The sequence below is a fragment of the Pseudomonas sp. SST3 genome (genome assembly GCF_003325755.1).
On sequence record NZ_QORI02000011.1, the window covers coordinates 168,280 to 191,253 of the forward strand.

A 22,974-nucleotide genomic window follows, 5' to 3' on the forward strand; every position below is an offset into this window, starting at 1 on the left:
GAGCCCCGATGCGTACCCGACTGATATATGTGATGGACCCGATGTGCTCATGGTGCTGGGGCTTTGCGCCCGTGGTACAAGCCTTGATTGCTCGAGCGCAGACTCAGGGTGTGGGTGCCGATCTGGTGGTCGGCGGCCTGCGACAGGAGCGCATCGCCATGGATCAGGCCGGGCGCGAACGGACTGCGTCGTACTGGCACGCGGTGCATGAAGCGAGCGGGCAGCCGTTCAACTTCGATGCTGGATTGCCGGAAGGCCTGGTCTACGACACCGAGCCCGCCTGCCGCGCACTGGTGGCGGCGCGCAGTCTCGATGCGCAAGAGAGCTGGACCCTCGCAGGCCTGATCCAGCACGCCTTCTATGTCGAAGGGCGTAACGTCACCTTGCCGCCGGAACTGCTCGATCTGGCCGAAAAGTCCGGTCTACCCCGTGCGGAATTCGCCGACCGTTTCGATTCTCAGGCCATCCGCGACGCCACCACTGCGGATTTCGACTGGGCGCGCAATCTGGGCATTGCCGGCTTCCCGACTTTGCTCGCTGAGCACAATGGCCAGCTCGCCCTGTTGACCAACGGCTATCAGCCTCTCGAAGCGCTCTTGCCTCTGCTGAATCGTTGGTTGGAGCACAATGTCAGTGCCTGATCAGCTCAGCTGGGCAGAGATCCGTCGCCTCGCGCTGCATCATCGCAAGGCGCTGATCCTTGCCAACCTGGTCGCCGTGCTGGCGACCCTGTGCAGCGTGCCGATCCCCTTGTTGCTGCCTCTGCTGGTCGATGAGGTGCTGCTGGGGCAGGGCGACACCGCGCTGCAGATCATGGATCGCTTCCTGCCAGCCGAGTGGCAGACCGCGTTCGGCTATATCGCATTGATGCTCTGCGTGACGCTGCTGCTCCGGGCATTGGCGCTGGTCTTCAACGTACTGCAAGCGCGCCTGTTCGCCAGGCTGTCGAAGGATTTGGTCTATCGCATCCGCGTACGCCTGATTGAACGCCTCAAACGCATCGCGCTGAGCGAGTACGAAAGCCTTGGTGGTGGAACGGTCGCCGCGCATCTGGTCACCGATCTGGAGACCATCGACAAGTTCATCGGCGAAACGCTCAGCCGGCTGCTGGTGGCGGTGCTGTCGATAGCCGGTACGGCCGCAATCCTGGTCTGGATGCACTGGCAGCTGGCGTTGCTGATTCTGTTGTTCAACCCGCTGGTGATCTACGCCACGGTACAGTTGGGCAAGCGCGTCAAACATCTGAAGAAACTGGAGAATGACAGCACCTCGCTGTTTACCCAGGCGCTCACCGAAACCCTGGACGCCATTCAGGAAGTTCGTGCCGGCAACCGCCAAGGCTTCTTTCTCGGCCGCCTTGGTCTGCGCGCGCGTGAGGTACGCGACTATGCGGTGGCGTCGCAATGGAAGACCGACGCCTCCAACCGCGCCAGCGGTCTGCTGTTCCAGTTCGGAATCGACATCTTTCGTGCCGCGGCGATGCTTACTGTGTTGTTCTCCGATCTGTCGATCGGCCAGATGCTCGCGGTGTTCAGCTACCTCTGGTTCATGATCGGGCCGGTAGAGCAACTGCTCAATCTTCAATACGCTTTTTACGCCGCTGGCGGTGCGCTCAGTCGTATCAATCAGCTACTGGCACGTGCCGATGAGCCCCAATATGTCGGCGGACAAGACCCGTTCGCGGGGCGGGAGACTGCCGATATCGAAGTGCGCGGGCTGTGTTTCTCCTATCAGGACGAGCCGGTGCTCGAAGGCCTGGACCTGTCGATCGCTGCAGGAGAGAAGGTCGCCATCGTCGGCGCCAGCGGTGGTGGCAAGAGCACCCTGGTGCAGCTGCTGCTGGGCCTGTACCAGCCGCAGGCAGGGCAGATTCGCTTCGCCGGAGTCGATATACAGAACATCGGCCTGGGCACGGTGCGCGATAACGTCGCGGTGGTGCTACAGCATCCGGCCCTGTTCAATGACACGGTGCGCGCCAACCTGCTGATGGGACGCGAACGCGATGACCAGGCTTGCTGGCAGGCGCTAGAAATCGCGCAGCTGGCCGATACCATCCGTCAGTTGCCGGCGGGGCTCGATAGTATCGTTGGCCGTTCCGGGGTGCGCCTGTCGGGTGGCCAACGGCAGCGCTTGGCAGTGGCCCGGATGGTCTTGGCGGAACCCAAAGTGGTGATTCTCGACGAGGCGACCTCCGCCCTGGATGCCGCCACCGAGTATGCGCTGCATCAAGGCCTGAACCGGTTTCTGCAAGGGCGCACCACGCTGATCATCGCCCACCGCTTATCGGCCGTGAAGCAGGCTGACCGGGTCCTGGTATTCGACGGCGGGCGCATCGCCGAGCAGGGCGACCATCAACAGCTGATCGCTGACGGCGGGCTCTACGCCAAGCTATACGGGCACCTGCAGCAGCATTGACCAGGGTTTCCCCGGCGCAGCCTTCGAGTTATCCAATCGTGCGGACGAGTGGCTGGCGATTGGCTATCATGGTCCGCGCGAATCGTTCAGTTTTTCGCACTCAACTTTGGCCGGCCGCGGCCGACTCCATGACGTGCGCTTATTTTTCTAGGGATTTTCTGATGCAGTCTGTCGATATATTCGCCAACCTTTCCGTGGGCAAAAAGCTGCTGCTTGGCTTTGCCATGGTGTTGTTGCTGACCCTGGGCGTTGCCGGTACGGGCTTTTTCGCCGTGGACTCGATCGTGACTCGCTCAGCTCAGACGAATCAGTTGGCGGCCATCAACGCCGCGATTCTCGATGCGAGGGGGCAGGAACGTGACTACGCCCTGACCCGCAGCGACACGTCCGCTTCGGCGTTGAGCGCCACACTGGACCAGCTCAACCAGGAGCTGGACGATCTTTCCGAGATTTCCGATGCGCAGGAGCAGGCGCTGCTCCAGCAGATTCGCAGCGATGCTGCGGACTATGCGAGGCAGTTCGCGGACTATCGCGTGTTGATCCGCAAGGGCGTTGAGCTGCGTGCGCGTATGGCCGACGCGGCGCAGAAGAGTCGGGAGGAGTTCGAATACATTGAACTTGACATGTACGACGCGGTGCGTGTACTGCGCCTGGAAGGCGATCATCTCAAAGGCAGTGATCCGCTGACCATCGCCGAAGCGGCTTCCGGTCTGACCAAGCGTATTCTGGACCTTCGCACGTTCGAGAGCGTTTTTCTCGGGAACAACTCTCAGGAGGCCGTCGATAGCTGGGCTGAGGTCTATACGGATGTAACCACGATCGGCAATAGCCTCAAGACCTGGCTCAACGACGAGCAAAAAGCCACGATGGATGGTGCCCTTGATGCCCTGGCCACCTATGAGCAGGCGTTTGCCGAGTTCCGTCGTAACCGCGCGGAGCGGATTGCGTTGGAGGGCGCGATGATCGCCCAGGCACAGCGGGTACTGGACACCGCCGACCAGGCGCTGGCGTCTGCCAACGAAGCGATGCAGGACCAGCGCAGCAGTGCTTACTTGCTGCTCACCATTATTACCGGACTGGCGGTGATCCTCGGCCTGGTGGCGGCTACCGTCATTTCGCGCATGATCGTAGTGCCGCTGCGTTACACCGTGCAGTTGGCGCAGCGGGTTGCCGACGGCGATCTCACTCAATCGGAGGCGGTTACGCGCCGCGATGAACTGGGTCAATTGCAGCAGGCCATGTACGGCATGACCGATAGCCTGCGCACCTTGATTGGCCGTATTAGTGGCAGCGTAGGACAAATCGCCGCAGCGGCGGAGCAACTGTCCGCCGTCACTGCGCAGACCAGTGTTGGTGTGCAGAAGCAGCGGGAGGAGACCGATCAGGTTGCCACCGCCATGCATGAGATGGCCGCGACTGTGCAAGAAGTTGCGCAGAATGCCGAACAGGCGTCGTCGGCCGCGCGCCAGGCTGACCAGCAGGCCCGCCAAGGCGATCTGGTGGTCAAGGAAGCCATCGGACAGATCGACAGCCTGTCCGGCGAAGTGGAGCACTCGGCCCATGCCATCGAAGAGCTGAATACCGAGAGCGGGCGTATCGGCAGCGTCTTGGAAGTAATTCGCGCGGTTGCCGAGCAGACCAACCTGCTGGCGCTGAACGCCGCGATCGAGGCCGCACGAGCGGGCGAGCAAGGCCGCGGTTTCGCCGTGGTGGCCGATGAAGTTCGCGCGCTGGCACGTCGCACCCATGATTCCACCGAAGAGATCGAAGGCCTGATCGGCAATCTTCAGCGGGTCGCGCAGAAGGCCGTCGAGCAGATGCAGACCAGCCGTGACCTGACCCAACGTACGGTGGATCTGGCCGGTGAAGCTGGTATTGCGCTTGGACGCATCACCGAATCGGTATCCACCATCGAGCAGATGAACCAGCAGATCGCCGCGGCTGCCGAGGAGCAGAGTGCCGTCGCTGAAAACATTTCGGAGAGCGTGACCCGAGTGCGTGACATCGGCGAGCAGAGTGCCAGCGGTAGCGAGCAGACCGCTGGCGCCAGCGCCGAGTTGGCTCGCCTCGGTGTCGAGCTGCAGGGACTGGTTGCCCGATTCCGCACCTGACGCCATTGCGTGAGATCCAAAAGCCCTGGCCAAGCGCCGGGGCTTTTGCGTTTGAGCGCTGAACTCCCGCAGACCGCGCCTATCTAGAACAACAATGCGGCCATCGCCTCGCGTCTGGAGTGCGCTCAATAGCATCCACTGTGAGTGCGACCGCTGTCGTCGAGTTGGGGGATCGTCGTCCATGAAAACCACTGTGTCCGTCACTGGAGAATCCCGTCTGCGGCGCGCGATTACGGGGCCGGCTCTGTTTCTCTTCATTCTCGGCGATGTGCTGGGCGCCGGCGTCTATGCCCTGGTCGGCAAGATGGCCGGCGAGGCAGGCGGCGCGGTCTGGGTGCCGCTGCTGGTCGCCCTGGGTTTCGCCATGCTCACCGCAGCATCCTATGCCGAACTCGTCACCAAGTACCCGAAGGCGGGTGGTGCGGCGGTGTTTGCCGAGCGTGCGTTCGGCATGCCGCTGGTGTCGTTTTTGGTCGGCTTCTGCATGCTGGCTGCTGGCGTTACCAGCGCGGCGGGGCTGTCATTGGCGTTTGCAGGCGACTATCTCGGCGCATTTCTCAACACACCGGCAATACCGATGGCGTTGGTTTTCCTGACGGTGATCGGCTTGCTAAACGCACGGGGCATCAGAGAGTCGCTGGGCGCCAATGGGGTGATGACGGTAATCGAAGTATCAGGCCTGTTGGTCGTGGTGATCCTGGCAGCCGGATTCATCATGGGTGGCCAGGGCGAGCCGTCTCGGATAGTGCAATTCGCCCCGGGCGTCTCTCCAGCCATCGCCGTTCTCGGTGCGGCGCTGATCGCCTTTTATTCGTTCGTTGGCTTCGAGGTGTCAGCTAACGTGGCAGAAGAGGTCCAGAACGTCCAACGCAACTATCCACGTGCGCTGTTCGGTGCGCTGCTGGTCGCCGGGTTGGTTTACGTGGGTGTAGGGATCGCCGCGACCGCCGTGCTTCCGCCCGATGTGCTGGCGGAGTCTTCTGCACCACTGCTGGATGTGGTGCGAGCCACTGGTTATGCCGTGCCGGACTGGCTGTTCGCTGCGGTGGCCCTGGTCGCCGTTGCCAACGGGGCGCTGCTGACTATGATCATGTCCAGCCGTCTTGCCTATGGCATGGCCGATGAAGGGCTGTTGCCTTCGATACTGACGCGCGTACTGGCGGAGCGACGCACGCCTTGGTTGGCGATCGTGCTGACGACCTTGCTGGCCATGATTCTCACCGTGACCGGCACGTTGACGGCCCTTGCGGAAACCGTGGTGCTGTTGCTGCTGTTCGTGTTCATGAGCACCAACATAGCGGTGCTGGTGCTGCGCAGGGACAAAGTCGCCGAGCCGCATTTTCGGACGCCGACCGTTCTGCCGGTATTGGCGATCGGCTCCTGTCTGCTTCTGCTGTCCCAGCAGAGCGGTGGCACCTGGCTACGTGCCGCTTTGTTGATGGCGTTGGGCGCTGTGTGTTACGTGTTAGGCCGTTGGCAGCAGCGTCGCCGGGCTAGCGCCCATTGAGATCAGCCGCCCACTCGGCGAGCGGCAGGTCCGGCTGCTGCTGCCAGATGCGCTGCCAGATCTGCTTCAGCCGATCCGCATCGCCGCGTTCGGCAGGCAATCGCTCGACATGGGGAATCAGTCGCCAGCCATCGCCGTCGCGCTCAGCCAGTGCAAACCGAAAGGGATGGAAGCCGGTCATGCCGAGCCTCAGGTCGGTGACCAGAATCTGATCCTCGATCTCGTCGTAGCGTAATACCCCGCCGGTGAACCACCGCAGGCGTGCGTGCTGCGGTGATTCGGTGAGCAGGGCGGCGAGTCGCTCCCCTCGGGGGATGCGCACCAGCTGCGGAGGACTGTCGTCGAGCCAGCCGACCAAGGCTTCATAGTAGACGTCCCCGTCCACCAGAATGACGCGCCACAAGAGGCTATTGAACGGCGTTGGCGTGCTGAATACCTGTGCGCCTTCGATGCCGTGGCTGGCTATCGCAGCTTCCACTCGCTGCTCGGCCATCTGCTTGCCGGTCAGCGTGAAACCCAGGTACAGCGACGACAGGATCAACGCCAGGGTAGGCCAGCGCGCATCGCGCCCCTGCAGGCCGAATATCGCCCCGGCGAGCACTGCCAGCAGCAAGGGCACGCTATACATCGGGTCGATGATAAACACGCTGGACCAGGCCACCGGCGGCGTGGTCAGCGGCCAGAACAGCTGAGTGCCGTAGCTGGTAAAGGCGTCCAGCAACACATGTGTCACCAGCACCAGCCAGATCGTGAGAAATAGCCGCGTGCCCGAATAGTTCGGGTCGGGTCGTATGCGTCGCGCGAGCCAAGCCAGCGCGACGGCCAGCACGCTGAGTATGAACAGCGAGTGGCTGAAGCCGCGGTGATAGGTCATGTCGGCGATCGCATCGCCGTAGTCGATCACTACATCGAGATCGGGCAAGGTACCCAATACCGCGCCGTAAAGCAGCGCCTTGCGGCCTTGCCAGCGGCCCAGCAGGGAGGCTTGAACAGTGGCGCCGAGGAGCGCCTGGGTAATCGAATCCATGAACGCGTCCATTGTCGCGGGGAGGGTTACATTAGCTGAAGCGACAGGCCGGTAAACAATCGAAATTCATATAAAACGTGTCCGTGCCATTCAGGTCATGGACAATGTTGCGTCGATGAAAGATCACGAAGGGTCCGATGCTGGAAATATCAAACAGCGTGCAGCTAGCCGACAGCGAGATCGAACTGACCGCCATTCGTGCTCAGGGCGCTGGTGGACAGAACGTCAACAAAGTATCCAGCGCATTGCATCTGCGTTTCGATATCAATGCATCCTCCTTGCCGCCCTTCTACAAGGAGCGCCTGCTGGAGCTGCGTGACAGCCGCATCACCGGCGATGGCGTCATCGTTATCAAGGCACAGCAGTATCGTACCCAAGAGCAGAACCGCGCCGACGCCCTGGAGCGGCTGGCCGAACTGATTCGCAGCGTGGCAAAAGTCGAAAAGGCGCGGCGCCCGACGCGCCCGACGCTGGGCTCAAAAAAGCGCCGCCTCGAGGGCAAGAGCAAGCGCGGTGCGATCAAGGCCGGGCGCGGCAAGGTCGATTTCTAGCCGTTGCCTGGCGTGAGCGGCCAGGCCGCGCTGCGGTGTTTTGGCTACTGGCACGCTCACCCTGACGTGGGGTTAGTTAAAGCGCTTCAATGGGTGCCGGTACGGTGCTCGACGACCGTTTCGTCGATCACGTCGTCTGGATCCGGTTCGGTGGCTTCCGTCTCGGTGGTTTCGCCTTCCGGCGTATCCGGCATCAGCTCCAGCACGGTATGACTGGTGCGTAGCATCGGGGTGAAGTGGCCGTGCGGTTCGGTAACCAGATCGAACACCCGGCGTGAGCGAAAGTAGGAATAGATCGCCAGGAACGCCAGGGTCACGGCGAAGAAAACCGGCAGGGCCTTAGGTCCGAAAAAGCTCATCAGGCCACCGGCGGCCACCGGGCCGAAGGCAGCGCCGAAGCCGTTGGCCAACAGCAGACCGCTGGAGCCGGAGAGGATTTCGTCCGGGTGCAGCTGGTCCACCATCTGCGCTACGGCAATGGAGTAGATAGAAAAGGCCAGGCCGCCCCACAGGAACATCATCCCCAGCAGTAACGGGCCGGATGTTAGCGGGGTGATCAGGCCGCCAAGGATCGCAGCGATCGCCACCACCCAGAGCATCACCAGACGGCGGTCATGCTTGTCGGAAAACAGTCCGATCGGCCATTGCAGAACGGCGCCTCCCAGAATGGTAACGCTCATCAGCAGGCCCACGCCGGATGCATCGAAGCCGCTTTGCGAGGCGTAGACCGGCGCTAGCCCCCAGAAGCCGCCCAACGTCAGGCCCGAGACGCCAGCAGCCATCAAGGGGAGCGGGGCGATACGTGCCAGTTGCAGCAGGTCGGTGGCCGGCATGTCGGGTTGTGCCGGCTGAGCCTGACGGGTCAGGGTAATCGGCATCAGAGCGGCACTTATGAGGATGGCTGCCAGGGCAAACAGAGTGAAATTCATCGGGCTGTCGAGGCTCAGCAATTGCTGAGCGGCTGCCAATGAGCCGAGGTTGACGGCCATGTACAACGCGAACACCTGACCGCGCTTTTCGCCGCTGACCTGGGCGTTGAGCCAGCTCTCGATGACCATATAGAGCGTGACCAGGGCCACGCCGTACATCAGGCGCAGAACCAGCCAAACCCAAGGATTGACGATCAATACGTGCAGCAGCACGGCCACCGAGGCCAGGGCTGCGTAGAACGCAAAGGTACGGATGTGGCCGATGCGGCGGATCAGCGAAGGCGCGAGCCAGGTGCCGACCAGAAAGCCGGCGAAGTATCCCGACATCAGCAGACCGATCATTCCGGTGGAGTAGCCCTCGGCAATGCCGCGGAGCGTCAGCAACGTGTTCAGCAGTCCGTGGCCGAGCAGTAGGAATGCAACGCCGCCCAGCAGTGAGCTGATGGGGGCTAGTAAGGACGTCATCGGCAAACAACCCTAAGCAAGTAAATCCGTGATAGCAGGCTGCCCTTCCACGGGCCGCCTGCCGTTATAACCTGTAAGTACCTGAAATACCGTTAATAAATGATCGTAGACGGGTTCGGTGCATGCAGCTTGGGCAGCATTTTTGTCCGAGGATTCAAAACGAAGCGCATTTTCCAGCGAAGCACTCGCAGCCGCTTGCCTTCGTCCGCTAAGGCTTGCGGCCTGACGGCCACAGCGGATCAAGGCTGGCCGGTTCGTATCCGAAGCTTGGCTCAAATTTTCAGGTTTGTCCTGGCAGAAGCGTTGCGATTAGCACCCGAACGCTGCCGGGCAAGGCGTCCAGGTCGCGAATCAGAATGCTGCGTTCGCGCACCGCCCAAGGCTCGTCCAGTTCGACCAGCGCCAGTTGCATGGTGCGGCTGTGCCGGCGTGCCGCTGACTCTGGAATGATGCCGATGCCGACACCGGCCTCGATCATCCGGCACACGGCTTCGAAACTGGACAGCTGGATTCGCAGTGAAAGGGCGCCGCCGAGCTTTTCCACCTGATCGCGAAGAAAGGTCAATAGCGTGCTGCCTTCATGCAGACCAATATGCTGATAGCTCAGGGTCTGGCGCAGCGTCACTCGCTTTTCTGCCGACAACGGATGGCCGAGTGGCACGGCCAGCAGCAGACGATCGGTGCTGAAATGCAGGATCTGCAGCCCTTCGGCCTGCACCGGCCCGGCGATGATGCCCATGTCCGTGCTGCCATCCAACACGCCCCGAACGATGTCACGGCTCAGACGCTCCTGTAGATCCACGGTCACGCCGGGGCGCTGCGCGAGAAAGCCCGCCAGTATCTCGGGAAGAAACTCCGTCACCGCCGTCGTATTGGCGAAGATGCGGATATGGCCGGTCGAGTCGGTGCTGTATTCGGTGAATTCGCTTTTCAGGTATTCCACCTGACGCATGATCAGCCGAGCATGCAGCAGCAGCTTCTGTCCGGCCGGCGTCAGCTCGACACCCCGGCTGTCACGATAAAGCAGGCGGCTCTCGAGCTGCCCCTCCAGCGCCTTGATGCGCGTGCTGGCCGCCGCCGGCGATAGATGCGCACGGCGCGCGCCCTGGGTCAGGCTGGGCGATTCGGCGATATGAATGAAGAGGCGAAGATCGGCCAGATCGAAGTGCATACCAGACGCTCGAAAGAGGAGAAACGGCGTTCAGCATAGCCGAACGCTGGTGTCAGTAAATGCAAATTCTCGGAACGCCTCATGCGTTGCATGCTACGGCCAAACAAGACAGCCGGAGCCCGAGATGACCGACGTAACTGCCTGGATAGGCCGCACCGAGGAGGTCCATGACCAGCTCAGCCGCAATTTGCTGATGCGGATTGCCGCGACATTGGGCGAAGCGACCCCGGCCCACGGTGAGGCGCTACCGCCGTTGTGGCAGTGGTGTTTCTTCCAAGAGCCGATTGCCGAAAGCGGTCTGGGTGAAGACGGCCATCCGGCAAGGGGTGGATTTCTGCCACCGGCTGACGATCGCAATCGCATGTGGGCCGGAGGGCGTGTCGAGTTCTTCGAGCCGCTCACGGCGGGCGCTGAAGCCACACGCGTTTCAACCATCAAACAGGTCGAAGAAAAGCTCGGCCGAACCGGCGCGCTCCTGTTCGTCACCGTGCAACACGACTATATGCAGGACGGTCGACTGGCGATCCGCGAGGAGCAGGACATCGTCTACCGCGAGCCGAGCCCTCCGAAGTCCAGCAGCGGCGAACCTATGGTCGCCGGCCATTGGCACGAGGCGGTGACGCCGTCCCCGACGCTGCTGTTCCGCTATTCGGCGGTCACCTTCAATGGACATCGAATTCACTATGACTGGCCCTACGTTACGGAGACCGAAGGCTATCCGGGGCTCGTCGTGCATGGCCCATTGATCGCCACGCTGAACTTGCGCGCGTTCTGCCGCGCCCATCCAGAGGCACGTCTCAAGCGCTTTGCATATCGCGGCCTGCGGCCCCTGATCGCGCCACAGCCTTTCGAGGTGGGCGGGCGCATCGTTGCGCCCGGCGAAGCCGGGCTATGGGCCGGAGACCACAACGGTCTGGCACAGAAAGCGGAAGTGCAATTCGAATGATTGCACCGGTGTCGGCTGGATCGCGCTTTATCGATCCACCGGCTGGCGCATTGCGGTGCATATGAACGGCGACGGTATGCGCCCCGGTCCACCGGCGCATGCGGCACCAACGAAAAGAATCGAGGAACCGAGATGAATCCGAACAAGATCGAAGAGCTGAACGCCATCCGTGAAGGTGTCCGCGGGCTCTGCGCCGAATTTCCCGCCGAATACTGGCGCAAGATCGACGAAGAGAAGGGCTTCCCGGAAGCCTTCGTGACGGCGCTGACCCAGGCCGGCTGGCTGTCGGCGATGATCCCGGAAGAATACGGTGGCTCGGGGCTCGGTCTGGCGGAGGCCTCGGTAATCCTTGAGGAAGTGAACCGTTGCGGTGGCAACTCAGGCACCGTGCACGGGCAGATGTACAACATGTTCACCCTGCTACGAAACGGCAGCGATGAGCAGAAGCGCTATTACCTGCCGAAGCTTGCCAGCGGTGAGCTGCGCCTGCAGTCCATGGGTGTCACCGAGCCGACTACCGGCACCGACACGACCAAGATCAAGACCACAGCGGTCAGGCAGGGCGACAAGTATGTGATCAATGGCCAGAAGGTCTGGATTTCGCGCATTCAGCATTCGGACCTGATGATCCTGCTGGCGCGCACCACACCCCTGGCCGAGGTGAAGAAAAAATCCGAAGGCATGTCGATCTTCCTGGTCGACCTGCGCGAGGCCATCGGCAACGGCCTGACCGTCCAGCCGATCGCCAACATGGTCAACCACGAAACCAACGAGCTGTTCTTCGATAACCTGGAAATTCCGGCCAGCAACCTGATCGGCGAGGAGGGCAAAGGTTTCCGCTACATCCTTGATGGGCTTAACGCCGAGCGAACGCTTATTGCCGCCGAGTGTATCGGTGACGGCCGCTGGTTCGTCGAAAAGTCCGCACAGTACGCCCGCGACCGCGTGGTCTTCGGCCGGCCGATCGGGCAGAACCAGGGCGTGCAGTTCCCCATCGCCGAAGCGCACATCGAGATCGAGGCCGCCGACCTGATGCGTTGGCGCGCCTGCGAGGAATACGACAGCGGTCGCAACGCCGGGGCTGCGGCCAACATGGCCAAGTATCTGGCGGCAAAAGCGTCCTGGGAGGCAGCCAACGCCTGCCTGCAGACCCACGGTGGCTTCGGCTTCGCCAACGAATACGACGTCGAGCGCAAGTTCCGCGAGACCCGGCTGTATCAGGTGGCGCCCATCTCCACCAATTTGATCCTGTCTTATGTGGCCGAACACCTACTCGAACTGCCGCGCTCGTTCTGATGGCTCACGTAGGCGTTCGATCCGTGGAAAATGCCCCGTGTTTTCCACTCTATCGACCTGCCAAACGTAGGGTGGGCTTCAGCCCACCAAAGCGGGCAAAACGTCAACGGAGGAGCGGTGCCATGCAGATCGACCACCTCGACCATCTGGTCCTGACCGTCGCCGATATCGAGGCGACGGTGGACTTCTACACCCGCGTGCTTGGCATGCAGGAGGTGACCTTCGGTGAAGGGCGCAAGGCGTTGGCCTTCGGTCAGCAGAAGATCAACCTGCACCAGGCCGGTCGCGAGTTCGAGCCTAAGGCTGAACGGCCAACGCCGGGCTCGGCGGATCTCTGCTTCATCGTCGCAACGCCGCTGGACGAGGTCGTCGCGCATCTCGAGCGCTTAGGCGTGGCGATCATCGAGGGGCCGGTGCAGCGCACCGGCGCGACTGGCCCGATCCGCTCGGTGTACGTCTGCGATCCCGATTTCAATCTGATCGAGCTATCCAACCGACTGGCCAATCCCTCGACCAACCCACTGGAGGCTGCGTCATGAGTCAACACACCCAGGCGCTCACCGAATTCCTCGCAGGGCTGCGTTACGAGCAGATCCCCGATGCGGTGCTGGCGCGCACCGAAGACCTCTTTCTTGACTGGCTCGGCTCGGCGCTGGCCAGCGCGGGTTCCCATCCAATCCCGTTGTTCGAGCACCATGCCGCCCGGATGGGCCCGGCTGATGGACTGGCACGGATCTTCGTCAATCGTACCGGCAGCTCGGCCTATTTTGCCGCGCTGGTGAACGGCGCGAGTTCTCATCTGGTCGAGCAGGATGACCTGCACAACAGCTCCGTGTTACACCCAGCAACGGTGGTGTTTCCCGCTGCACTGGCCGCCGCCCAGGATCTCGGCAAAACCGGCCGCGACCTGCTGCTGGCATCGGTCGCCGGCTACGAGGCGGGTATCCGTATCGGAGAGTTCCTTGGTCGCTCGCACTACCGCATCTTTCATACCACCGCCACGGTCGGCACCCTCGCTGCGGCGGTGGCGGTGGGCAAGTTGCTGGATTTCGATCAGCAACAGTTCACCCATTTGCTGGGCAGTGCCGGCACTCAGGCGGCGGGGCTCTGGGAGTTTCTCCGTGATGCTGCCGACTCCAAACAGCTGCATACGGCCAAGGCTGCCGCTGACGGTCTGCTGGCCGCCTACCTGACCGCCGACGGCCTGACGGGGGCGCAGGACATCCTCGAAGGCGAGCAGGGAATGGGGGCCGGAATGTCCAGCGATGCCGACCCGAGCAAGCTGTCGGATCGCCTCGGCACGCGCTGGGCGCTGGCGGAAACCTCCTTCAAATACCACGCCTCGTGCCGTCATACCCATCCGGCCGCCGATGCTTTGCTAGAGCTGATGCAGCGAGAAGGGCTCAAGGCAGAGGACATCGCCAGCGTCACCACCCGCGTGCATCAGGGCGCTATCGACGTGCTCGGCCGGGTGGTGGTGCCGCAGACGGTGCACCAGGCCAAGTTCAGCATGGGCACCGTGCTCGGGTTGATCGCCCTGTACGGCAAGGCCGGGCTTCCGGAGTTCCACACGCTCGCTTTGACCGATCCGGCTGTTGCGGCATTTCGCAACAAGGTGTCGATGCGGCTCGACGCTGAGGTCGACGGAGCTTATCCAGCGCGCTGGCTGGGCCGGATCGAGGTGAACACCGTCGATGGGCGAACCTTGCGCGGGGCCATCGACGAACCCAAGGGCGATCCGGGAAACACCCTCAGCCGCGACGAGCTGGAAGACAAGTTTCGCCGCTTGGTGCAGTTCTCCGATGCGCGCAGCGCGGACGAGGCGGGCGCTTTGATCGAGAGGGTCTGGCAGTTGCGCGAGCTGCAGCAGCTGGACACGCTGGCCTGAGTCGTAGGGTGAATGACGGCGAAGCCTCATCTACCAGAACAGCGCCACCTTCGCAGAGACTTGAACAGACGCGTGGAAAAGGCGTTGCCGTTTTCCACCCTACGCCGAACTTGCAGGAACCGAACATGACTGACACGAAAGCCAAACCCCGCCCACTCGATGGCATCACCGTGGTCAGCCTCGAGCACGCTATCGCCGCGCCGTTCTGCACGCGCCAACTGGCGGACCTGGGCGCTAGGGTGATCAAGATCGAGCGCCCTGGTTCCGGTGATTTCGCCCGTGGCTATGACGAGCGTGTCGATGGCTTGGCCTCGCACTTCGTCTGGACCAACCGCTCGAAAGAGAGTCTGACCCTCGACGTGAAGCACGAAGCCGCCGATGGCGTGCTCGAGCAACTGCTGGCAAAGGCCGACGTGCTGGTGCAGAACCTCGCGCCGGGCGCTGCGGCGCGAATGGGGCTGTCATTCGAGGCGCTGCACGAGCGCTTCCCACGGTTGATTGTCTGCGACATTTCCGGCTACGGCGAAGGCGGCCCCTACGAACAGAAGAAGGCCTACGACCTGCTGATCCAGAGCGAGGGGGGATTTCTCTCCGTCACGGGTGGTCCGGGTGAAACCGAGATGGCCAAGGCCGGTTGTTCCATCGCCGACATCGCCGCCGGCATGTATGCCTACACCGGGGTGCTTTCGGCATTGATGCTGCGTGACAAGACGGGCGAGGGTAGCCGCGTCGACGTGTCCATGCTGGAAAGCCTGGTGGAGTGGATGGGCTACCCGCTGTACTACGCCTATGAGAATGCGCCGCCACCACCGCGTGCGGGTGCTGCGCACGCCACCATCTACCCCTACGGACCGTTTCCCGCCGGCGATGGCGGTACCGTGATGCTTGGCTTGCAGAACGAACGCGAGTGGCGGATGTTCTGCGACAAGGTGCTGCTGCAACCTGGATTGGCGGATGACGAACGCTTTTCCGCCAATTTCAAGCGGTCGGAGAACCGCGAGGTACTGCGCGCCATCATCGTCGAAACCTTCTCGACGCTCACCGCTGAACAGCTGATCGAGCGCCTCGAGGCAGCATCCATCGCCAACGCTCACGTCAACGATATGGCTGGTGTCTGGGCTCATCCACAGCTCAAGGCCCGCCAACGCTGGAGCGAAGTGGACAGCCCATCCGGACGACTGCCTGCCTTATTGCCGCCGGGACGTAACGCCGCGTTTACGCCGCGTATGGACCCTATCCCCGCGCTCGGCCAACACACCGATGCGCTGTTGACGGAACTGGGCTATGGGCCGGACGACATACAGCGCCTACACGCGCAGGGTGCGGTGTGACAGGCCCTCGGAGCAACAGCCGGTCAGAGCCGGTCCGCAGCAGCGGTGGTTCACCTTGTCGTTCGATCGCGAGCAAGCTCGCTCCTACAAAAAAGCGCGCAGTGCGGCGGGTTGAAAGCGAAACATATCGCTGCCGCCAAGTGGTAGCCGGCCGGCGCGCCAACCTCACGAGATTGCCATGACCTCAAGCATTGTCCGCACCGCACTGTTCGTTCCTGCCACTCGCCCAGATCGAATCCCCAAGGCCCTGGCGTCTGGTGCCGATGCGGTGATCGTCGATCTTGAGGATGCCGTTGCGGAAAACCTGAAGGCTGCGGCGCGAAACCATCTGGACGCCTTTCTTGCTGCCGATCCGTCTGCGCGTGTACTGGTGCGCATCAACGCGGCGGGACATGCACAGCAGGCCGAAGATCTGAAGGTTTGCGCGGCCCATTCCGGCGTGACCGGCGTGCTCTTGCCCAAGGTCGAAAGCGCCGCCCAGGTGGCGGACGCAGCAGCCTGTGGCAAGCCGGTCTGGCCGATCATCGAAAGCGCCCGCGGGCTGGCTGCGCTGGCTGAAATCGCCGCTGCCGCAGGCGTCGAGCGGCTGTCCTTCGGCGCGTTGGATCTGGGGCTGGACCTGGGGCTCGCCAGCGGCACGCCGGGCGCCGAACGCATCCTCGATCAGGCGCGCTATGCGCTATTGCTGCAGTCGCGCCTGAGGCGACTGGCGCCGCCGCTCGACAGCGTGTTTCCCGATATCAAGAACCTGCACGGTCTCACCCAGTTCGTAACCGACGCCCGCGATATGGGCTTCGGCGGGATGCTTTGCATTCACCCCAGCCAGGTGGCTGTGGTGCACGAAACGCTGATGCCCAGCGCCGATGAACTGGCCTGGGCGCAACGCGTCCTCGCGGCCGGTGCGTCCGGTGACGGGGTCTTCGTGGTGGATGGACAGATGGTCGATGCCCCGGTGCTCGGCCGTGCCCGCCGCCTGCTACAACGCGCCGGGCAAGCGGTCCCCTGACCACTTCGCCCGGAATATGTACCAACCGACAAAAACAAAAGGGGTACTACCCATGTTGCGAATCCGCCTCAAAGCGCTCGCCTGTGCGCTCTCTCTCTCCGTTGCCGGCCTGGTCCAGGCGGAGCCCATCATCATCAAGTTTGCCCATGTGGTGGCGGACAACACGCCTAAGGGTCAGGGCGCTCTGTTATTCAAGAAGCTCGCCGAAGAGCGCCTGCCGGACAAGGTTCAGGTAGAGGTCTATCCGAACTCTTCGCTGTTCGGCGACGGCAAGGAGATGGAGGCGCTGCTGCTCGGCGATGTGCACATGCTGGCGCCGTCCTTGGCCAAGTTCGAGCACTACGCGAAGGCTATCCAGATCTACGACCTGCCGTTCCTGTTCGACGACCTGGCGGCGGCGGATCGCTTCCAGGGCAGCCCCGAGGGCAAGGCGCTGCTGACCTCGATGGAAGACAAGAACATCACCGGCCTGGCCTATTGGCACAACGGCACCAAACAGATGTCGGCGAACAAGGCGCTACGTGAACCCAGCGATGCGCGCGGGCTCAAGTTTCGGGTGCAGGCATCTCAGGTGCTGGAGGAGCAATTCAAGGTCGTGCGCGCCAACCCTCGCAAAATGAGCTTCGCCGAGGTCTATCAGGGGCTGCAGACCGGTGTGGTCAATGGCACGGAGAACACCTGGTCGAACTATGAGAGCCAGAAGGTGCACGAAGTGCAGAAGTACATCACCCAGTCCGATCACGGCCTGATCGATTACATGGTCATCACCAACACCAAGTTCTGGCGCGGGCTGCCGGACGATGTGCGCAGCGAGCTGGCGCAGATCATGGACGAGGTGACGATCGAGGTGAACCGCCAGGCCGACGAGCTCAACCAAAAGGCCAAGCGCACCATTTCCGATTCAGGCAAGAGCGAGATCATCGAGCTGACCTCGGCGCAGCGTGCCCAATGGCGCGAGGCAATGCGGCCGGTGTGGAAGAAGTTCGAAGATGAGATCGGCGTGGATCTGATCAAAGCTGCCGAGGCAGCCAACCAACTGTAAAGTCAGAAGGCGAGCCGCGCGCATTCGGTTGCGGCGGCTCTGCTCCAGCCGGTAAGAACCGGCGCCCAGCCGTTCCGCTCGATAGAGCACCCAAGCGCCGTAAGACGGCGACCTGGGGGGGCTTAGTGCCGAGGGCTCTGTTCCGGCATGCTCAGCAGCTGCTTTTCCATGTTCCAGTCGAAGGGCTCTTCATTCTGCTCGGCTTCATAGCGGCGTTCCTCCAGTTGCTGGAAGATTTCGATCTCTTCGTCCGGCATGAAGTGCAAGCAATCACCACCGAAGTACCAGAGCAGATCTCGCGGGACCAGATGGGCAATCTGCGGGTAGCGGTGAAAGACCTGGCAGATCATGTCCTGGCCCATGTGCCGTTCTTCCGGCACGTCTTTCAGATTCATGATCAGCTCGTCGAAGCGCTCCAAGAACAGCGCGTGGCTTTCTTCGGATACCTGCTCGGATTCACCCATGGCAAGCAGAATGCCGCGCAGATGGGCCAAAAGCGCCAGGTTGTGATCGTGATAGGGATTGGCCATGGTTCACCTGTGTCGGTTTGGGCGCGGGATTATAAGGTGCCGCGCGGATTAATTGGGCGTGTCTAGTTGACTCGACAGCTGAGCCTGGGTTCGGCGCAGGTGATGGATTGACGCTGCTGCGAGGCGTCTGCCGCGCGGTCTGAATGTCGCTGCGAAGGGCGGAGCCGGGGAGGCTTGGCTCCCCGGCCGATGGTGGCATCGCGGCCGGTCCGTGGCCGGTGCGGCAGCCGCCTGACGATGACCTAGCGGATTTTACCGGGGCTCGGCTCTAACTGTTCCTTAGAAAAATCATCGACGCTGATGACCTTGCGCCGTGCCGCCTCTGCTGCGGTCAGCTGTTGCGCCTCTTGCGCGTCGAGAACGCCGGCGGCCAAAGCCGCACTGATGAGATCTTCGCCAGCGGTCGGTTTGAAATCGCCGTTCTTGAGCGCTTTATGCAGCTTCTTATGCAGCGGTTGCGCAGCGGCCAGTGTGTCGAAGGCGTCTCGCAGATCCGCAAAGGCCTCGTTGCTGCCGAACGGGCGGTAAACGCCTTCCAGGATCTGCTCCAGCGCCGGATCGCCTTCCGGGCGGCCGAGGATGGCAGCCACTTCGGCATCCAGCGCATCGGATGGCCCCTTGTGCCGGGCGCCGAACGGGAATATCAGCATCTGCAGCACGCTACCAAGCAAGCGGTTAGGGAAGTTGCTCAAGGTGCCGGCCAGTGCCTCCTCGGCTTTGCACAGGCAATCCTCCAGCGCCCAGCGCAGCAGCGGCGCCTGCTCGGCTGGGTGGCCAAGGTCGTGATAGCGCTTGAGCGCGGCGGATGCCAGATACAGGTGGCTGAGCACATCGCCAAGCCGTGCCGACAGGCGCTCGCGGCGCTTGAGTTCGCCGCCCAGCAGCATCATGGACAGGTCGGCGAGCATGGCGAACGCCGCGGCGATCCGGTCCAGCGCGCGGAAGTACGGACGGGTCAGCTCGGTCCCCGGCGCCTTGCCAAACAGGCCGAAGGTCAGCCCGAGCACCAGCGTGCTGGCCGTGTTGCTGACGGCGAAGCCGATGTGCTGCATCAGGAGTTTGTCGAATTTTTTCACGGCAGCGTCGCGGTCGGGTTCGTGGACCAGCTCCATCTCGCGCAATACGAAGGGATGGCAGCGGATAGCGCCCTGGCCGAAGATCATCAGGTTGCGCGAAAGAATGTTCGCGCCTTCGACGGTGATGGAAATCGGTGCCGATAACCACAGGCGGCCCAAGTAATTATTCGGCCCCATGATGATGCCCTTGCCGCCGTGAATATCCATGGCGTCGGTGACGCATTCACGGCCGCGCTCGGTCAGGTGGTATTTGAGGACGGCCGAGAGCACCGAGGGCTTCTCGCCCAGGTCGACCGCATTGGCCGTCAGGATTCGCGCGCTATCCATCAACCAGGCGTTGCCGCCGATGCGGGCAAGGGGCTCCTGGATGCCTTCGAATGCCGCCAGCGGCACGTTGAACTGCTCACGGATCTGCGCATAGCGGCCACAGACATAGCTGCACGTCTTGGCGGCGCTGACGCCGGTTGCCGGCAGTGAAATGGAGCGACCGACGGATAGGCAATTCATCAGCATCATCCAGCCTTTGCCGATCATGTCGTGCCCGCCGATGATCGCGTCCAGCGGGACGAATACGTCCTTGCCCCAGTTAGGCCCATTCATGAATGCCGCGCCCAGGGGCAGATGGCGACGGCCGATCTCGACGCCAGCGGTTTCGGTCGGAATCAGGGCGAGGCTGATGCCGAGCTCCTCTTCGTCACCGAGAAGATGCGCTGGATCGTATGTCTTGAAGGCGACACCTAGGAGGGTAGCGACCGGGCCCAGGGTGATGTAGCGCTTTTCCCAGTTCAGGCGCAGGCCGAGGACTTCCTCACCCTGCCATTGCCCTTTGCAGATCACGCCGCTGTCGTTCATCGCACCGGCGTCGGAGCCAGCGTATGGGCCGGTCAGGGCAAAGCAGGGGATGTCCATGCCATTGGCCAGGCGCGGCAAGTAATGGTTGCGTTGTTCCTCGGTGCCGTAGTGCATCAGCAACTCGGCTGGGCCGAGCGAGTTGGGCACCATCACCGTGCTGGCAAGATCGCCGCTGCGCGTGGCGAGTTTCATGACAATCTGGGAATGCGCGTAGGCTGAGAAGCCTTTACCGCCATATTTCTTGGGGATGATCAGGGCGAAAAAGCCTTCGGCCTTGATGTAATCCCAAGCCTCTTGAGGGAGATCCAGTCGCTGGCCGATGTCCCAGTCGCTGACCATGGCGCACAGCGCTTCGGTGGGGCCGTCGACGAATGCCTGCTCTTCCTCGGTGAGCGTCGCCTTGGGGTAGCCGAGGAGGGTGTCCCAGTTCGGTCGGCCACTGAACAGCTCGCCGTCCCACCAGACACTGCCGGCGTCGATCGCATCGCGTTCGGTGTCGGAAATGGGCGGCAGGACCTTCTTGAACCAGTCGAACATCGGTCCGCTGAGGTACTTGATGCGCAGGTCGGCCACCAGCAGGGGCGCCGCGACGGCGATGAGCATGAGCCAGAGGATGACCATCAGCCAGGCCGGAGTTTCATCGGCCGCCCCCATAAGCACCAGATACGCCGCAACCATGGCCAGCGCGGGTACGGGAGATACACGCAGATGCGCGATCACGGCGATGCCGATCAGTAACGCGAGCAGCCAGAGCAGGGTCATGCGATTTTCCTTGTTGAGCGAATGGCGTCCTACATGAGCATAGGCTTTTGAGATGAGCGGGAAAGGGACGAATCGACTCTGTTGATTTCAAATAATGACCGGAGTGTGCAGGATGAGTTCTGGGGTGGCACGTAGGCGCAGCGATTCCGAGTCCGTCCTTGGAGCGACGTTTATTGTGTTGCCTGGCTTGGACTGCGTTCGTCGCGAGGCGCATGGTGGTTGCAATCGCTCGATGCAGCCCTTATCTAGTCTTGATCTCTCTGCTTTGCGTGCATTCTTCTATGAGTACTGCTCTGTCCATTCGGCAGTTGACCAAGGTTTACGGAAACGGCTTCGAGGCGCTCAAGGGGATCGACCTGGATGTGGCTGAAGGTGACTTCTTTGCATTGCTGGGCCCCAACGGCGCTGGCAAGTCCACCACCATCGGCATTCTGTCGACGCTGGTGAACAAGACCGGCGGCACGGTCAATGTGTTCGGCCACGATCTTGACCGCGACCCGTCCGGGCTCAAGCGTTGCCTGGGTGTGGTACCTCAGGAGTTCAACTTCAACCAGTTCGAGAAGGCCTTCGACATTCTTGTCACCCAGGCCGGCTACTACGGCATTCCGGCGAAAGTCGCGAAAGAACGCGCCGAGCAGTACCTCAATCAGCTGGGGCTGTGGGACAAGCGCGATGTGTCCTCGCGGATGCTATCCGGTGGCATGAAGCGGCGCCTGATGATCGCCCGTGCGCTGATTCACCGGCCACGTCTGCTGATTCTTGATGAACCCACAGCCGGCGTGGATATCGAGCTACGCCGTTCGATGTGGTCATTCCTCACCGAGCTCAATCGTGAGGGGATCACTATCATTCTGACCACGCACTATCTGGAAGAGGCCGAGCAGCTGTGCCGCAACATCGGTATCATCGACCACGGAAAGATCGTCAAGAACACCAGCATGCGCGAATTGCTCAAACAGTTGCATGTAGAGACCTTCCTGCTGGACCTGAAGGAGTCGCAGCTGGTGCCGCCAGAGCTGGGCAACTACCCGGCGAGACTGGTTGATCATCACACCCTCGAGGTGCAAGTCGACAAGAGTCAGGGTGTCACCGATCTGTTTCGGATGCTTTCGGCGCAGGGCATCGAGGTGCTGAGCCTGCGCAACAAGACCAATCGGCTGGAGGAGCTGTTCGTTTCGATGGTGGAGAACAATCTGCCGAAGGTGGCCAAATGAACGCAGAATTCCGGCCCAATCTGGTTGCTTTGCAGACTATCGTTCACCGAGAAATCCGCCGCTACACGCGAATCTGGCCGCAGACGCTGCTGCCTCCGGCGATCACGATGGTGTTGTATTTCGTCATCTTCGGGAACTTGATCGGTGCGCGGATCGGCCAGATGGATGGCTTCACCTACATGGAGTACATCGTGCCGGGGCTGATCATGATGTCGGTGATCACCAACTCCTACAGCAATGTCGTCTCGAGTTTTTTCAGCAGCAAGTTCCAGCGCTCCATCGAAGAGCTGCTGGTGTCTCCGGTATCGCCGCATGTGATTCTTATCGGTTTCGCATTGGGCGGCATCACTCGAGGGCTGGCCGTTGCGCTGATCGTCACGTTGCTGTCGATGTTCTTTACCGATCTGCAGGTGCATCACCTGGGCATTACGCTTCTGGTGATCGCATTGACCTCGACGATCTTCGCGCTGGGTGGCTTTATCAATGCAGTGTTCGCGCGGAATTTCGACGATATTTCGATCATTCCGACGTTTGTGCTAACGCCGCTGACCTACCTGGGTGGCGTGTTCTATTCGATCAATCTGCTTTCGCCGTTCTGGCAGACCTTGTCGCTGGCCAACCCCATCCTGCATATGGTCAATGCGTTCCGTTACGGCATTCTCGGGGTTTCGGACATTCGCATCGGCATTGCCATCAGCTTCATGGCGGTGGCGGCGATTGTGATGTATCTCTGGTGCATCCGCTTGCTCAAGAGCGGGCGCGGCATGCGCCAGTAACCCGCAGCCTGGTCCAGGCAGCGACGCGCCGCGGCGCGCACCAGGCATTTGCGATGATAAACATCGCGGGAACCGATAC

At 61.9% G+C, this 22,974-nt stretch carries 19 protein-coding genes and 1 pseudogene; 15 read left to right on the forward strand and 5 right to left on the reverse strand.

Annotated features, from left to right (window positions below; all coding sequences use genetic code 11):
• Nucleotides 1–8: 8 nt before the first annotated feature.
• The 5 genes and pseudogenes from DQ405_RS13580 (at nucleotide 9) to DQ405_RS13595 (ending at nucleotide 6,033) form a co-directional block, all read left to right on the forward strand.
• Nucleotides 9–641, forward strand: a complete 633-nt coding sequence (locus DQ405_RS13580; RefSeq protein WP_168424701.1) for a DsbA family protein — start codon at nucleotides 9–11, stop codon at nucleotides 639–641.
• Entirely contained in the window at nucleotides 628–2,415 is a 1,788-nt protein-coding gene (locus DQ405_RS13585) for an ABC transporter ATP-binding protein (RefSeq protein ID WP_168424702.1), read from the forward strand. The genes DQ405_RS13580 and DQ405_RS13585 overlap by 14 nt, the downstream gene beginning before the upstream one ends.
• A gap of 224 nt (nucleotides 2,416–2,639) precedes the next feature.
• Nucleotides 2,640–3,668, forward strand: a pseudogene (locus DQ405_RS28560) (methyl-accepting chemotaxis protein); the annotation flags it as partial.
• Between the two features lie 153 nt (nucleotides 3,669–3,821).
• Nucleotides 3,822–4,526, forward strand: a complete 705-nt coding sequence (locus DQ405_RS28565; RefSeq protein WP_446730880.1) for a methyl-accepting chemotaxis protein — start codon at nucleotides 3,822–3,824, stop codon at nucleotides 4,524–4,526.
• A gap of 181 nt (nucleotides 4,527–4,707) precedes the next feature.
• Nucleotides 4,708–6,033 (forward strand): APC family permease, encoded by a 1,326-nt coding sequence (locus DQ405_RS13595; RefSeq protein WP_168424704.1) that lies wholly within the window; start codon nucleotides 4,708–4,710, stop codon nucleotides 6,031–6,033.
• Here DQ405_RS13595 and DQ405_RS13600 read toward each other — a convergent pair.
• Nucleotides 6,020–7,060, reverse strand: coding sequence for a metal-dependent hydrolase (locus tag DQ405_RS13600; RefSeq protein WP_168424705.1), 1,041 nt, complete (start codon nucleotides 7,058–7,060; stop codon nucleotides 6,020–6,022). The genes DQ405_RS13595 and DQ405_RS13600 overlap by 14 nt on opposite strands.
• A gap of 137 nt (nucleotides 7,061–7,197) precedes the next feature.
• Here DQ405_RS13600 and arfB point away from each other — a divergent pair, with 137 nt between their 5' ends.
• A complete protein-coding gene (gene arfB, locus DQ405_RS13605; protein WP_168424706.1) occupies nucleotides 7,198–7,611 on the forward strand; it encodes an alternative ribosome rescue aminoacyl-tRNA hydrolase ArfB in 414 nt (137 codons plus the stop codon).
• 86 nt (nucleotides 7,612–7,697) lie between these two features.
• On the opposite strand, the gene DQ405_RS13610 is transcribed toward arfB, so the two are convergent.
• Nucleotides 7,698–9,005, reverse strand: coding sequence for an MFS transporter (locus tag DQ405_RS13610; protein WP_168424707.1), 1,308 nt, complete (start codon nucleotides 9,003–9,005; stop codon nucleotides 7,698–7,700).
• 280 nt (nucleotides 9,006–9,285) lie between these two features.
• On the reverse strand, nucleotides 9,286–10,176 hold the full coding sequence (locus tag DQ405_RS13615; protein ID WP_168424708.1) for a LysR family transcriptional regulator: 891 nt from the start codon (nucleotides 10,174–10,176) through the stop codon (nucleotides 9,286–9,288).
• Between the two features lie 124 nt (nucleotides 10,177–10,300).
• Between DQ405_RS13615 and DQ405_RS13620 the strand changes: the two genes are divergently transcribed.
• The 7 genes from DQ405_RS13620 (at nucleotide 10,301) to DQ405_RS13650 (ending at nucleotide 17,685) form a co-directional block, all read left to right on the forward strand.
• Entirely contained in the window at nucleotides 10,301–11,122 is an 822-nt protein-coding gene (locus tag DQ405_RS13620) for an FAS1-like dehydratase domain-containing protein (protein WP_168424709.1), read from the forward strand.
• A gap of 132 nt (nucleotides 11,123–11,254) precedes the next feature.
• Nucleotides 11,255–12,418: an acyl-CoA dehydrogenase family protein gene (locus DQ405_RS13625; protein ID WP_168424710.1), complete on the forward strand. Its 1,164-nt coding sequence runs from the start codon at nucleotides 11,255–11,257 to the stop codon at nucleotides 12,416–12,418.
• 122 nt (nucleotides 12,419–12,540) lie between these two features.
• A complete protein-coding gene (locus DQ405_RS13630) occupies nucleotides 12,541–12,957 on the forward strand; it encodes a VOC family protein (protein ID WP_168424711.1) in 417 nt (138 codons plus the stop codon).
• The gene (locus tag DQ405_RS13635) at nucleotides 12,954–14,306 is read left to right on the forward strand and encodes an MmgE/PrpD family protein (RefSeq protein WP_168424712.1); all 1,353 of its coding nucleotides are present in this window, start codon (nucleotides 12,954–12,956) and stop codon (nucleotides 14,304–14,306) included. Before DQ405_RS13630 ends, DQ405_RS13635 begins: the two co-directional genes overlap by 4 nt.
• A 125-nt stretch (nucleotides 14,307–14,431) precedes the next feature.
• Nucleotides 14,432–15,637 (forward strand): CaiB/BaiF CoA transferase family protein, encoded by a 1,206-nt coding sequence (locus DQ405_RS13640; protein WP_168424713.1) that lies wholly within the window; start codon nucleotides 14,432–14,434, stop codon nucleotides 15,635–15,637.
• A gap of 178 nt (nucleotides 15,638–15,815) precedes the next feature.
• Complete coding sequence (locus DQ405_RS13645) at nucleotides 15,816–16,643, forward strand: HpcH/HpaI aldolase/citrate lyase family protein (protein WP_168424714.1); 828 nt, start codon at nucleotides 15,816–15,818, stop codon at nucleotides 16,641–16,643.
• A gap of 52 nt (nucleotides 16,644–16,695) precedes the next feature.
• Entirely contained in the window at nucleotides 16,696–17,685 is a 990-nt protein-coding gene (locus tag DQ405_RS13650) for a TRAP transporter substrate-binding protein (protein ID WP_168424715.1), read from the forward strand.
• A 122-nt stretch (nucleotides 17,686–17,807) separates the two neighbouring features.
• Here the strand turns inward: DQ405_RS13650 and DQ405_RS13655 are convergent, their stop codons facing one another.
• Both DQ405_RS13655 and DQ405_RS13660 read right to left on the reverse strand, forming a co-directional pair.
• The gene (locus DQ405_RS13655; protein ID WP_168424716.1) at nucleotides 17,808–18,215 is read right to left on the reverse strand and encodes a PA2817 family protein; all 408 of its coding nucleotides are present in this window, start codon (nucleotides 18,213–18,215) and stop codon (nucleotides 17,808–17,810) included.
• Between the two features lie 242 nt (nucleotides 18,216–18,457).
• Complete coding sequence (locus DQ405_RS13660; RefSeq protein WP_168424717.1) at nucleotides 18,458–20,905, reverse strand: acyl-CoA dehydrogenase; 2,448 nt, start codon at nucleotides 20,903–20,905, stop codon at nucleotides 18,458–18,460.
• 281 nt (nucleotides 20,906–21,186) lie between these two features.
• Here DQ405_RS13660 and DQ405_RS13665 point away from each other — a divergent pair, with 281 nt between their 5' ends.
• Nucleotides 21,187–22,119, forward strand: a complete 933-nt coding sequence (locus DQ405_RS13665) for an ABC transporter ATP-binding protein (protein ID WP_168424718.1) — start codon at nucleotides 21,187–21,189, stop codon at nucleotides 22,117–22,119.
• On the forward strand, nucleotides 22,116–22,895 hold the full coding sequence (locus DQ405_RS13670; RefSeq protein WP_168424719.1) for an ABC transporter permease: 780 nt from the start codon (nucleotides 22,116–22,118) through the stop codon (nucleotides 22,893–22,895). The genes DQ405_RS13665 and DQ405_RS13670 overlap by 4 nt, the downstream gene beginning before the upstream one ends.
• Nucleotides 22,896–22,974: the final 79 nt, after the last annotated feature.

What these genes read in the sequence shown, in the direction of transcription:
- DQ405_RS13580 (WP_168424701.1), top strand. Translation starts at nt 9, where the DNA reads ATGCGTACCCGACTGATATATGTGATGGACCCGATGTGCTCATGGTGC.
- DQ405_RS13585 (WP_168424702.1), top strand. Translation starts at nt 628, where the DNA reads ATGTCAGTGCCTGATCAGCTCAGCTGGGCAGAGATCCGTCGCCTCGCG.
- DQ405_RS28565 (WP_446730880.1), top strand. Translation starts at nt 3,822, where the DNA reads ATGGCCGCGACTGTGCAAGAAGTTGCGCAGAATGCCGAACAGGCGTCG.
- DQ405_RS13595 (WP_168424704.1), top strand. Translation starts at nt 4,708, where the DNA reads ATGAAAACCACTGTGTCCGTCACTGGAGAATCCCGTCTGCGGCGCGCG.
- DQ405_RS13600 (WP_168424705.1), bottom strand. Translation starts at nt 7,060, where the DNA reads ATGGATTCGATTACCCAGGCGCTCCTCGGCGCCACTGTTCAAGCCTCC.
- arfB (WP_168424706.1), top strand. Translation starts at nt 7,198, where the DNA reads ATGCTGGAAATATCAAACAGCGTGCAGCTAGCCGACAGCGAGATCGAA.
- DQ405_RS13610 (WP_168424707.1), bottom strand. Translation starts at nt 9,005, where the DNA reads ATGACGTCCTTACTAGCCCCCATCAGCTCACTGCTGGGCGGCGTTGCA.
- DQ405_RS13615 (WP_168424708.1), bottom strand. Translation starts at nt 10,176, where the DNA reads ATGCACTTCGATCTGGCCGATCTTCGCCTCTTCATTCATATCGCCGAA.
- DQ405_RS13620 (WP_168424709.1), top strand. Translation starts at nt 10,301, where the DNA reads ATGACCGACGTAACTGCCTGGATAGGCCGCACCGAGGAGGTCCATGAC.
- DQ405_RS13625 (WP_168424710.1), top strand. Translation starts at nt 11,255, where the DNA reads ATGAATCCGAACAAGATCGAAGAGCTGAACGCCATCCGTGAAGGTGTC.
- DQ405_RS13630 (WP_168424711.1), top strand. Translation starts at nt 12,541, where the DNA reads ATGCAGATCGACCACCTCGACCATCTGGTCCTGACCGTCGCCGATATC.
- DQ405_RS13635 (WP_168424712.1), top strand. Translation starts at nt 12,954, where the DNA reads ATGAGTCAACACACCCAGGCGCTCACCGAATTCCTCGCAGGGCTGCGT.
- DQ405_RS13640 (WP_168424713.1), top strand. Translation starts at nt 14,432, where the DNA reads ATGACTGACACGAAAGCCAAACCCCGCCCACTCGATGGCATCACCGTG.
- DQ405_RS13645 (WP_168424714.1), top strand. Translation starts at nt 15,816, where the DNA reads ATGACCTCAAGCATTGTCCGCACCGCACTGTTCGTTCCTGCCACTCGC.
- DQ405_RS13650 (WP_168424715.1), top strand. Translation starts at nt 16,696, where the DNA reads ATGTTGCGAATCCGCCTCAAAGCGCTCGCCTGTGCGCTCTCTCTCTCC.
- DQ405_RS13655 (WP_168424716.1), bottom strand. Translation starts at nt 18,215, where the DNA reads ATGGCCAATCCCTATCACGATCACAACCTGGCGCTTTTGGCCCATCTG.
- DQ405_RS13660 (WP_168424717.1), bottom strand. Translation starts at nt 20,905, where the DNA reads ATGACCCTGCTCTGGCTGCTCGCGTTACTGATCGGCATCGCCGTGATC.
- DQ405_RS13665 (WP_168424718.1), top strand. Translation starts at nt 21,187, where the DNA reads ATGAGTACTGCTCTGTCCATTCGGCAGTTGACCAAGGTTTACGGAAAC.
- DQ405_RS13670 (WP_168424719.1), top strand. Translation starts at nt 22,116, where the DNA reads ATGAACGCAGAATTCCGGCCCAATCTGGTTGCTTTGCAGACTATCGTT.